This is a genomic window from Pirellulales bacterium (genome assembly GCA_036490175.1).
GTDB lineage: Bacteria > Planctomycetota > Planctomycetia > Pirellulales > JACPPG01 > JACPPG01.
The window spans coordinates 38045-50010 of record DASXEJ010000245.1 but is presented as its reverse complement, the minus strand read 5'-3'; the positions used below and the strand labels follow the sequence as shown (position 1 = coordinate 50010).

Annotated in this window: 9 protein-coding genes; 5 read left to right on the top strand and 4 right to left on the bottom strand. The window is 60.8% G+C overall.

The features are described 5' to 3' along the window. From VGG64_18405 to VGG64_18395, 3 genes are all read left to right on the top strand, one after another. On the top strand, positions 1 to 712 hold a 712-nt coding region (locus tag VGG64_18405), incomplete at its 5' end, for a DUF1501 domain-containing protein (GenBank protein HEY1601579.1). 365 nt (positions 713 to 1077) lie between these two features. Then, positions 1078 to 2097, top strand: a complete 1020-nt coding sequence (locus VGG64_18400; protein HEY1601578.1) for an MBL fold metallo-hydrolase — start codon at positions 1078 to 1080, stop codon at positions 2095 to 2097. Positions 2098 to 2294: 197 nt separating this feature from the next. Continuing rightward, entirely contained in the window at positions 2295 to 3362 is a 1068-nt protein-coding gene (locus VGG64_18395) for a DNA polymerase III subunit delta' (protein ID HEY1601577.1), read from the top strand. 14 nt (positions 3363 to 3376) lie between these two features. On the opposite strand, the gene VGG64_18390 is transcribed toward VGG64_18395, so the two are convergent. Beyond that, positions 3377 to 3808, bottom strand: a complete 432-nt coding sequence (locus tag VGG64_18390) for a secondary thiamine-phosphate synthase enzyme YjbQ (GenBank protein ID HEY1601576.1) — start codon at positions 3806 to 3808, stop codon at positions 3377 to 3379. A gap of 305 nt (positions 3809 to 4113) precedes the next feature. On the opposite strand from VGG64_18390, the gene VGG64_18385 reads away from it, so the two are divergent. Both VGG64_18385 and VGG64_18380 read left to right on the top strand, forming a co-directional pair. Next, a complete protein-coding gene (locus VGG64_18385; protein HEY1601575.1) occupies positions 4114 to 4323 on the top strand; it encodes a hypothetical protein in 210 nt (69 codons plus the stop codon). A 389-nt stretch (positions 4324 to 4712) separates the two neighbouring features. Further along, positions 4713 to 4928 (top strand): hypothetical protein, encoded by a 216-nt coding sequence (locus VGG64_18380; GenBank protein HEY1601574.1) that lies wholly within the window; start codon positions 4713 to 4715, stop codon positions 4926 to 4928. A gap of 173 nt (positions 4929 to 5101) precedes the next feature. On the opposite strand, the gene VGG64_18375 is transcribed toward VGG64_18380, so the two are convergent. The 3 genes from VGG64_18375 to VGG64_18365 form a co-directional block, all read right to left on the bottom strand. Beyond that, the gene (locus VGG64_18375; protein ID HEY1601573.1) at positions 5102 to 6850 is read right to left on the bottom strand and encodes a c-type cytochrome domain-containing protein; all 1749 of its coding nucleotides are present in this window, start codon (positions 6848 to 6850) and stop codon (positions 5102 to 5104) included. Positions 6851 to 6890: 40 nt separating this feature from the next. Then, positions 6891 to 9335 carry a DUF1549 and DUF1553 domain-containing protein gene (locus tag VGG64_18370; GenBank protein HEY1601572.1) on the bottom strand — a complete coding sequence of 815 codons (2445 nt, stop codon included), beginning with the start codon at positions 9333 to 9335 and terminating at the stop codon, positions 6891 to 6893. A 76-nt stretch (positions 9336 to 9411) separates the two neighbouring features. Continuing rightward, on the bottom strand, positions 9412 to 11952 hold the full coding sequence (locus VGG64_18365; protein ID HEY1601571.1) for a serine protease: 2541 nt from the start codon (positions 11950 to 11952) through the stop codon (positions 9412 to 9414). Positions 11953 to 11966: the final 14 nt, after the last annotated feature.

The window sequence follows — 11966 nt, the reverse complement described above, 5'->3', positions numbered from 1 at the left end:
CAATACCAAGCTAACCACCGCGGCGCCCCGCTTCCAACGCCGACTGGGCCTGCTCGCGAAACTAGAGTCGAGCTACGCGACAAGTGGCGCCGAACAAGAAGTTGCCGACCATCAAAAGTTGTACGCCAAGGCAGCCCGCATGGTCACTAGCGACCGCATGGCGGCCTTTCAACTCGATCAGGAGCCTGACGCCGAGCGCGATCGCTATGGTCGTACCGATTTTGGATCGGCCTGCCTATTGGCGCGCCGTCTGGTCGCCGGGGGCGTGACCTTTGTCGAGGTGAGTCACGGAAATTGGGACACGCACGATAATGTCTTCGAGCGCACCGGCAACCTGTGCGGTCAGATCGACCAGCCCGTCGCCGCGCTCATCGCCGATCTCAAACAGCGCGGCATGCTCGACAAGACCCTGGTGATCTGGATGGGTGAATTCGGCCGCACCCCCAAGATCAATCCCAGGGGAGGGCGAGACCATTTTCCGCGAGCGTTCAATGTCGCTTTGGCTGGGGGTGGCATCCGCGGCGGGCAAGTGATCGGTCACACCGACGCCGGAGGCGCAGCTGTGACCGATCACCCCGTCTCGGTGCAGGACTTGTTCCAGACGTTCTGCAAAAGCCTGGGCATCAATCCGGCGACCGAGAACATGAGCTCAATCGGCCGCCCCATCAAATTCGTCGACGGCGGCGAGCCAGTGGCACAATTGTTTGGGTAGTCAGGTCGCCGATCATCGCGGCCCGGCGATTTCGGTCCGATTACCGCGGCAAAGCCTCGCGCAGCGGTGGCGTGCAAGCAGAAATAAACCACGCATCACACGAATTGCACGAACGAAGAAATACGAGCCGTACATTGAAGATTTGCATGGATCGATTCTTTTCCAGTCTTTTCCCATTCGTGTAATTCGTGTGATTCGCGGTTAGTCTCTTCCGTTTGCCGCGTCTTGCGGCCCGTAAAACTAGCCGCAGTCTCCGGGCCGTTGCCCAGCGGCGGGTCAGGTGGTAGAAAGCACGCCAGTCCGCCGGCGTTAGGCCCCTCTTGCCCGCCGCGTGGCTGTTCGGGTTCAAACGGCGTGTGGAGTGCATGAGCGAACTTCCGGCTATCGAGCGGTTTGTCTCCAGTTCGGGCACCCGCATCTATCGCATTCCCTGCGAAGCCTTTCCCAACTTTATTGCCTACGTCTACCTGGTCTTCGATGCCGGGCCGCTGACGCTCATCGATACTGGCAGCGGTTACGGCAACTGCAATAGCCATGTGCTGGCCGGGTTGGAAACGGTACGGACCGAATTTCACGAGCCAGTCGGTGTGAAAGACATCCGCCGCATCCTGCTGACGCACGGCCATATCGATCATTTCGGCGGACTTTCTCACCTGCTGGAGTTGACCGGCGCCGAGGTCGGCATTCACGCACTGGATCGCTGGGTGCTAACTGCCTACGAAGAACGAGTCATCGTCGCCACCCGAGCACTCAAAACGTATCTGCAGCGGGCCGGCGTGGCGGCCGATCTCGAACCGATGCTGATGGAGATGTACGGCTTTTCCAAGAAACACGTGCGCAGCGTGCGGGTCGACATGACTCTGGCCGACGGCATGGAATTCGACGGCCTGCGCTTCATCCATACTCCCGGGCATTGCCCGGGCCAGGTCTGCATCGCCATCGGCGACGTGTTGATTAGCGCCGATCACATCCTTAATCACATTACGCCGCATCAGGCCCCGGAAAGCATCACGGCCTACACGGGGTTGGGACACTATCTCGAAGCCCTGGAAAAAGTGCGCCGCCTACCAGGCTTTGAAATCGCGCTCGGTGGCCATGAAACGCCGATTCGCGATGTCTACACCCGTATCGACGAGATCCGCGTCAGCCACGAACGCAAGCTAGATCGCGTCACCACAGCCATCGCCGACGCGCCCCAGCCAGCCACCATTAGCGACGTAACCCAAATCATGTATCCGCGCGCGATCGGCTTCAACACGCTGTTGGCGCTGGAAGAAGTCGGCGCGCACGTAGAATACCTCTATCAGCACGGCCGGTTGCGCGTGACCAATCTCGACGAAGTACAAACCCAAGACAGCCCGGCGTTACGTTACCGCGTGGCGTGATTGAGCAAAACAGTTCACCACGGAGACGCGGAGGCACAGAGGAAAGAGAAGTGATGAATGATGAATGCAAAATGATAAATCGTGACGAGGTTGACCGGGCCGATTAGAATTCATCATTCATCATTCTGCCGTTTGCATTCTTTTCCGTGCCTCCGCGTCTCCGTGGTGAATCTCTTCCGAACGGACGGACACCGGAAATGGCGTGGCAAGGAATCGAAGGGCATGACGAGGTCGTGGAGAAGTTCCGCGCCATGCTGGCCCAGGGGCGGTTGGCCAGTACGTTTTTATTCGTCGGGCCCGCTGGAATAGGCAAACGCTCGTTCGCCATACGATTGGCGCAAGCCTTTCTCTGTCAGACGCATCCGGCCGCGGCGCTCGATCCGTGCGGCACCTGTGCCGGCTGCCAGCAGGTCTTGGCCGGCACGCATCCTGATCTGTTGCGCGTATCGCGGCCGGCCGACAAGAGCTTCATCCCGGTCGAGGCCTTCATCGGCTCCAAAGAAAAGCGGATGCAAGAAGGCCTTTGTCACGATATTTCTTTGAAGCCGTTCATGGGCGGACGGCGCGTGGCCATCATCGACGACGCCGATCATCTCAACGAGGAGGGGGCCAACAGTCTGTTGAAGACGCTGGAAGAGCCACCTCCGCAATCAGTTTTGATCCTGATCGGCACGAGCGCCGATCGTCAGTTGCCCACGATCCGGTCGCGTGCGCAACTGCTGCGGTTCCGGCCGCTATCGGCTGCCGTAGTGGCTGATCTGTTGCTGGCGCGGGGAATCGTCACCGATCGAGCGCAGGCAGAAGACCTGGGCATGCGTAGCGGCGGCAGCCTCGAGCAAGCGCAGTCGCTGGCCGATCCCGCGCTGTGGAAGTTTCGCGACACGCTGCTAGTTCACCTGCTGGATACCAACTTCGATAACGTCAGCTTCGCCAAAACGCTATCGGCATTCATCGACGAGGCCGGCAAGGAAGCCTCGGCACGCCGCGCGCGGATGCGGTTGGTGATCGGGTTCGCCCTGGAAACGTATCGCGACCTGCTGCGCGTTCAGGCCGGCGCCGAACCTGTCGATCGGCAACTTGCCGACGCGTTATCACGCGCCACCTCGAGCGGGCGATTTGAGCAGGTGGACGTCGCGGCACTCGTCGATCGTTGCCTGGAGGCTCTCACGCATATCGATCGCAATGCCAACCAATCGGCCTTGTTGGAATGCTGGTTGGACGATGTGGCCCAGCTGCTGCATGCCGCGCCGGCAACCCGGGGCTGAGCGGGCGACGGTTTTCATTCCATCTCGCTGGTGCCGTACAACGTCAGCACCAGGTTCCGCGCCATGGCCTGATCGCGATGCTCGCACAGGTAGATTCCCTGCCAGGTCCCCAAACACAATCTGCCACTGTTCACGGGCACACTGACCGAGCTACCCAGCAGTGCCGCTTTGACGTGCGCCGGCATGTCGTCGGGCCCTTCGGCGGTATGGTCGTAGGGAAAATCCTCCGGCGCGAGCGTATCGAAGACGCGCTCCAAATCGCGCGGCACGTCCGGGTCGGCATTCTCATTGATCGATAGCGATGCCGAAGTGTGCTGGATGAAGACGTGCAGCAAGCCGATTTGCAGCTGCGCGATTTCCGGTAGCGCGGTCACAACCTGCCGTGTGACCAGGTGAAAACCGCGCGACAGCGGGGCCAGTCGTATCGTGCGCTGAAACCACTTCACGGCAATGGACCTCCGACGTTTTTTTTGCCCCGCAAATCAGAACGCAACTGCGACATGAACCAACGCGAACGCGCCCTCAGCCACGCGCGTGCTCGGTACGCCGCCGCCATGCCAAGGGCGCCCGCAACATTACCGACTCGACAGCATACTGTGTCGTGCCGCACGTTCGCTCGGCACTGAAAAAGTGTTCACTCGCCTGGCGCCGGCCAACAATTTCTTCGCCACGATCGCAGCATTGCGGTATCATGCGAGGGCGTTCCGCAGCATTTCGGATGTGAACCTTAGCATGCTAGCGAGGCTTCATCATGCCGTGCGTTCATCTGCGCGAGCTTTATTCCCTCTGCCAACAGCATGACTTGAAGATCAGCAGTGCCGATCTGGTACACATCGTTTGCAATCAATGCGGCATCGTCGAGACATGCCCCTCGGTCTGTGACGCCGAATACGATCGCAAACCACACGACACCGACTGCAAAGTGCCACATGATGGATCAGGACAGAATACCCAGATGTAATTGCCAGCAGATATCACTCGCTGGCATCAATTTTTGTTGATCTACGTGGGTAAAATACATTGTTTTTCCAGCCCCTAATCTAATTTTTTGACTCGGCGCTTGACTCGCGCATAATGGCCACGAATAATAACGTGCTTAAGCCATCTGCCCGCCTGCATCCGTTTTTTGGAGTTCGCCGTTCGACTCACAGCGTCGCCCGCCAGCAGGATGAAAAGCTGGACTCGGTAGCGCGCAAAATGTTCGGGTGCTGTATCCCTCGCTTTTGGATTCGCCTCTTGCAATTATCGCGGGAGAGTCGGATCCGTTGTTCGCCGCCCTGATAAGTTTCATTGGTATTGGTATTTTCCATTCGTCAGTTAGTTTTTTCGTCGGAAGGTAGGTTGAGAGAGATGCGGAATGTATTCGAAGCGATCGTAGAGTTTGGCCACGACGAGGATTTCGCTCCCGTTGAGACCGAGCAATTTTCGCCGACCGAAGCACCGGCTGGTTCTTCGGAGAAGCTCGACGTGCTGGCTCGTCGCATTGCGATGGGTTTGCCGTTGTGGCACCCAGAAGACCGCGCTGACTATTCCGGTCTTACCGGTGCGGTTCGCCCGCGCGAGTAAAACGGCGCGCTGGCAACACGGTTAAGTCCGCGTTGCCAGCCAGGTGTTGTGGCTTGAGGCGGGGATCATGGACGACGCCCCTGCCGAATCGACCAGCTTTGGGTCCGCGTGGCGCGATTGAGAAGTGCCCGCGGCACTCCTGATGACGCAGTAATAAACAGCCCGAGCAAGCGCTATTTCGCCGCGCTTGCTCGGGCTGTCTGCGTTTGCTCGAAGGCGGCGCTCTCTTCGGCGGCCTTTTGCGCGGCGCTCGCGGCCGCAGCCGCTGCTTCCGCGGCCCCCTTGGCGGCGGCAGCCTTATCGGCCAATTGCTTGTCGGCCGCGGCTTTCTCGGCAGCCAGCTTCTCGACCTCGGCCTGCGCCGCTTTCAGCTTTTCGCCAGCGGCGGTAGCCGCGGCGTTCTTGTCCTCGGCGGCTTTCTGAGCGGCGGCCACTTCGGCATTGGCCTGTTCGACGGCTGCTTTGGCGGCTGCTGCACGCGCGGCTTCCGATGTGGCCACCATGGCTAGCGTGGGCGGATTGCTGGCCAAACGGCCTGCCAGGTTGCCATCCGCGGCGGCCCAGAGGCGAATGTCTCCGGTCCAATCGCCGGCAACCACGCGGGCACCATCGTGCGTGAACGCGGTTCGCAGCGCGATATCGCCGAAAGCCTCCAGGGCGCGCTGCTGGGCGCCGTTTTGATCCCAGATCTTGGTCACCCGATCCCGGCCGCACGAGACCAAACGTCCGTCCATGGCAAAATGAACCGCCGTCCCGCCGCCCGGATGCGCGGCCCAGTTCTTCACTTGGGTGCCGTTCTCCATCTCCCACAGCTTGATTGTGCCGTCTTCGCTGACGCTGGCCAGCACGTTGCCATCGATCCGCCAACTGACGCCCGTGATCCCCAGCGTGTGCCCTTTCAGGTTCTGATACTCGCGCGCCGTCTCGGCTTCCCACACGAACATGCCGCCATTGCGATCGGCCGTGGTCAGCAATACCCCATCGGGGCTGTATTCGATCGCGGTGATCCAGTCCGTGTGCTTGCGGATTTCGCTCACCAGCGCGCCGTCGGCCACGGCATAGATACGGACCACGCGACTGGGGCCGCCCAGGGCCACTTGCGTGTGGTCGTCGTTGATGTCGGCTGCCAGCACGCAATCGAGTTCCTCGCCCACTTCCGTGATGCGTTGTCCGGTCCGCACATCGTACAGAGCCACGCGTCCCGACTGGCCGCCGTGTCCGCCGCCGGCCAATAGCACCGTTCCCGAGCGGCTGAACCGGAGGACTTGCGGCGTCCCTTCGGCAAACGGCAATACTCCCAACAGCTGTGCGGTGTCCGAGTTGTAAAGCACGATCTGCTTCTGACCGGCCACAGCCAAAAGCGGCGCCCAAGGACTGGCTGCGAGCGCTGTCAGCGTGCCGGCCCGCGGCGTGTAGACCACCGGTTGCCGCGACAGTCCCTCGGGCATGGGAGGCGGCCCCTCGGGCTTGCCTGCCCCGGCTGTGGCTTTCATTTCGATCTTGGGCTTGGCTTTAATCTTGGCGGTCGAGCCCGACTTCTCCAACGCCCCCTGCGTGATCCACTGCTTGAGCGTTGCCAATGTGGCCTCGGGCAGCTTGTCCTGCTTGGGGGGCATCTCGGGCGTTTCTTCGTGCGCTACAAGCTTCCACAAACGCGAACTATCAGCATCGCCCGGTTCCAACACGGCGCCGCTGGCGCCGCCGCGCATCATCGCGGCGTAGTTGTCCAGCCGCAGGTCGCTCTTGGCCGTGTCAGGACCGTGACAGGTGAAGCAGTGCTGCCGAAAAATGGCCTGCACCTGCTCCTCGTAGTTGATTTTTGCTTCCGCACCGTCCGCAGGCTTGGCCTCGTCAGCGACGGCGAACCGTGCGCCACCAACGATTACCAGCGCAGCGATCAACGACTTGGAAACGAAACGCATGGAGATTTTCGAGTATTGACGCATGGCACGCAGTCGGACTTTAGTGGTTGAACAAAAACTCACGTGAGTTGAGCACCGCCCAAAAGACGTCTTCCAGCCCTTTTTGTGGGACCGGCTCGGCCGCGATTACGGCAATCAGCTTGTCGCGCTCGTCCGTCGTCGGTTTGCGGCACAAACAGCGGATATAGATCGATTCGATGATCTGTTCGGGCGTCCGGCCGGCCTCGAGCATGCGTTTGATCGCGCCGCCATCGCGGACCTTGGATTCCACCGTTTCGCCATTCAACAAATGCAGGGATTGGGACAGCGTGGGGTCCGTCTTGACCTCGCACACGCCCACCGTGGCCCGATTCGAGCGGCCGAACGTGGTGAGAAAATATGTCGAGCCGTTGCCGTCGGCAATCTGTACGGCGCGAGCGCCCAGCGGCAGGCCGGGGAACTTGTCCTTCGTCTCGGTGATCTGGCTGACACAATCGAGGGCATTCTCGGACCGAATGCGCCGGATCCGCGAATGCGCGAAATTCAATTCGTCGGAAGCGTTACTCTCGGTCCGCTCGCTGGCGCGCTGGTACGTTTGCGAGTTGCAGATATCGCGCACCAACTGCTTGAAGTCGTAGTTGTATTGCGTGAATTTCTCTCCCAGCGCCTGGTACAGTTCCGGATTGGTGGCCGGATTACTCACCCGCACATCGTCTACCGGTTCGATAATGCCGACGCCAAAGAAGTGAGCCCACACGCGGTTGGCGACGCTCGTTGCAAAGTACGGATTCTCGGGCGAGGCCAGCCATTTGGCCAGCACCACACGGCGATCTTGCCCGGCCACGTTCGGCACGGCGCCCCCCAGAAACTTTGGCGGCATGACGCGGCCACCCACGGGATGGGCCACCTCGCCGGCGCTCGTGTTGAAGATGATCGTCTCGCGATAATCCTCGCCTGTCTTACGGCCGATTTGCGAGAAAAACGCCGCAAAGCTGTAGTAATCGTCCATCGTCCAACGATCGAACGGATGGTTGTGGCATTGGGCGCACTGCGTGCGAATGCCCATGAAAACTTGCGCCACGTTCTCGGCCGTCTTCAGGGTCTCGCGTTCGATTTGATAGTAGTTCGTGGCGGCGTTGGTGAATGTGCCGCCGCTCGCCCCGAGTAGTTCTTGCACCATCAAATTCAGCGGCATGTTGCTGGAAATCCGCTCGGTCAGCCAATTCGAGTACAAGAACATCGACTTGTAGCTGACGTCGACCGTGCTCTTGACCATCAGCAGCTCGGCCCATTTCATCCCCCAGATCTCGGAGAATTCCTTGCGGGCCAGCAGGCGATCGACTAGGCGCGCACGCTTCTGTGGATCCTGGTCAGCCACGAATTCTTGATATTCGGCCTCGGTCGGCACCATGCCGGCAATGTCGATCGTGGCCCGCCGCAAAAATACCTCGTCCGTACACAACTCGCTGGGCAGGATCCGCAGCTTTTGCAGCTTGGCATTCACCAACTCGTCGACGTAGTTCACCGGCTGCGTGACTGGGGGCGAATATTGCAGATCCTTGGGCAGCACCAGCACCTGGCTCCCCACGGTGTGGGTGGCAAAGCGGGCCATCACAAAAGCCTCGCCCCGATTTGCCGCGGTCACCAACCCATCGACGTTGATGGCCGCCGAGTTGTCATTGTTCGTCAGGAACACGGCCAGGTTCGTGACGTCACGATCCGTGCCGTCCGAGTACTTGGCCCGTGCAATGAATTGCTGCGTGGCCCCTTCCCCTTCCAGCACTGCCCGGCGCGGGAATACTTCGACCTCGGTCACCTGCGGCACTTCGCCCGCATCCAACGGTGCGCCGGCGTCCAGCCAGCGCAACAGCGTTTGGCAATACTCGCTCGTCGGTTCGAAGCGTTTGCCACCTGTGTGCGGCACCGCTCCGACGGCTTTTTCGATCAATAGGCTTTCCTGCGGAATCGCCAAATTGATGCGGCGGTAACTTAGCTCGCGCGTCAGACGAAAGTGATCTCCGTCAGGATCAAAGCCGAACAGCGATAGCCGGAATCCGTCCTTACCGCGGGCCGCCCCATGGCAGCTCCCCGTGTTGCAGCCCGCACGCATGAAAACCGGCATGATGTCCAGTTTGAAGCTCGCCGGGCGATCGACCGCCGCTTGCTTGACAACCACGGGCACTTGCACCGTCTGCCCGGCACAGGCGACGTCCAGCGTCGTCTCGCCATCGGCCGCGGGGCAGGCCACCGGCCCCTCAAATCGCAATAGCGCCGGGTTGGCCGGATTGAATTGAGCCTGGGCCGTCAGGTCAATCGTCACACCGTCTGTCCGCGTGCCAACGACGACCATCCGCTGCCGATCGCGCGCGGTGGAAAGTTCGACGTTTGGCGGAAAGACTTCGATCTTCTCGAGCGGTGCGTCCGCGTAGGCCGTCGATGTCGTCAAACACAGGCCGACCAGTAGCCCGGCCAACAGGTGCGCGAATTTATGGTTGGTAGTGTTCATCGCTGAGGGTTTCCTGCTGAGCATCCTGCACCGAGGAGGGCACGGAATCAAAATATCGAATCTGGAAAGTAGGGGCTTAACCGGCCGGTTTGGGCTCCGACGCAGGCGCGTCAGCCGCAGCCGGCGCTGCTGGAGTGGTCGCGGGCTGTTTGGCGGCTTCTTTGGCCTTCTGCCGATCGAGCCGCAACTGCTCCAAACGCGTCAATCGTTTCTCAGGCGGCTTGTCCGCCGCAGGCGCCGGCATCGGAGCGGCCGCCGCCGCGGGGGTCGGTTCGTTCGTTTTAGGCGGCAGCGGTTCGTCGACCCGTAGTTCGCCGGTCCCGATCATGTGCGTGATCGGCTCTCCCTGCGCCACAATCGTGATCCTCGAGAGCAATGTCTTATGCTTGCCGGCCGGCGAGTTGCCGGTGGTCTTCACGTGAAACAACAGCTCTTTGCTATCCTTGGTGATTTGGCCGGGCACGGTCGTGACTTCATTCGGCAGACCCAACAGCTCGGCTGTCGCAGGGCCTTCAAAGTCCTTGTTCTTGGTGATCGCGACCACCACGTCGGTCTCTTTCCCCTTCTCCACCGCCGCGGCGTTGTAAGCAAAGCCGACGAACGGCTCCGAGATTTCCAGATCGGCCAATTGCGACGAGACCAGCACCGAGCCGTTGCCGACCGTGGCCGAGGCCATGGCCGCAATCTTCCAGGTCCGCACCTCGGCCCCGCTATTGGCCGTTAGCGGGATAATGACTTCCGATTGGCCTTCGGGAATCGCCACCGAACTGGGAGAACCGACGCCGGGCGGGTTGTACAGCATGTACACCGAGATCGGCGCTGTAAAACCTTCCTGGCGAATTGCTTTGACCTTCAGGCCCATCGAGCCGTCGCGCACGATCGGCACCTTGGGCTGCACGATCTCGATCGAGAAAGGCACCGCCTGAGTTACGGACATGGCAAATTTGTCGGCCGTGTGCGTCCAGACGTGAATATTGTTCTGTCCGCGGACCATCGATGTCATCTGCTCGACGTGCCCTTCGATGGCCAGATTCGGATCGACGGGCCGGCCCACAACGTCCGCCAACCGGCCGGCCGTCGGCACATCGGCCGCCGCCGTCAGTAATACCGGGACGGTCGTCTGATTGGCCGGCATCTTGTCCGTCTGGAACGTGACTCCGGCCGGCAGGTCCTTCATCTCGACATTCAGGTCGCCGCCGAAGTCGACCCGCGACGCACTGACCATTACGGCCGTGCGATTTCCTTGCGGAACATCGACAGTCACATCCACAAACTGCGAACGCTCTGGCAGGCCCATCACTAAGCGCGCCTTGACCGGCGCAATCTCTACGCGGTAGGCGTAGTCGACGCCTCCTTTGCGCAAGTGGTCCTGCACGTAGATCACGTATTCGTCATCCTCGGGCACAGCCAGGCGGACATAGCTATCTGGTCCGCCGCTGTCGTCATTGCCGACCACGCCAGCGCCGCCAATGCGGTTGATGTTCAGCACCGGATCGAGCGGAGAGCGAATCCCCCGGGCCAGTACGCGCACGTCGTATTGCTGTCCCTTTTTGGCGGTGAACTTGAAGCAATCCACATCGCCGGGCTGCGAGATAACGCCCCCAAGCGCTAGCGGAGCTTCGAACTTGGTTGCCGTAGCAGGATCGTTATTCGGCTCGGCTTCGATCAGGTTCCCCAGGTCTCCCAGGCGAAAAACGTTCGGCGACGGCGAGATCCCTTGATCGTCCTGAGCGAACAGGCCGAACTTTGCCGTCGGACCGGCCGGCAATGTAAGTTGTTGAACGCGCTCGCCCGCCACGTCGCCCAGCAGGCGAACGTCGATTGTCTCACCATATTTTCCGCCTGCCGGCACCGTTGCCCGCGGACGAGGGAACTTGCCAACGTGCAAACGATAGTTGCAGGCGCCCGAGCCGCCGTAAGCTGTCTCGCGGACCTGCACCACATATGTACCGTCCGCGGGTGCCAGCGCCGCGACGACGCCATCTTGCCAGACCAGCGCGGCATCGTCCGAACTGGCCAACTCGAACCTTTGCATATCGAGGATGGCTACGTAGGGATCGAAGAACGTGTAGCCGAGTCGGATACCTTCGATTTCTGCCGAGATCCGTTCCCCCTTTTTGGCCTCGACCAGGTAGAAATCAACGTCCTCGTTGTCGACCACGCCGTTAATGGTCGTGCCGAGTGCGATCTTCTGCGGCTGCGCGAATTCGCTGTTCGGCTCCGCTTCCTTCACCTCCGGCAGTGCGCCGATGTAAAAGGTGCGCAGCTCGCTGGTGCCGCTCGCCGTGCGAAGACGCATGGCGTGTTGGCCCAATCGGCAGTCGGCCGCAATGGCCAGCTTGGCCTTCACGGCGTTGTCCGCCGGCTCCAGGCCCTTCACTTCAATGCCGGGCGAATACCACAGAACCTCTTGGGCGTCGGCCAATCGTGCGCCGTTGAAGGTCACTTCGACCTCGGTCCCGCGCTGGGCACCCACGGGAGAAATTGATCCCACGCTGGGGCTCGCCGCTTGAACTGGCGAAGTGGCAGCCGCACCCATTCCCAGGGCGCCAGCCACGATCAGCATGGCAGGAACCGCACAAGTAACTCGATCCATCCAATCAATGCGATAGCGCATGGAATTTCAACCTT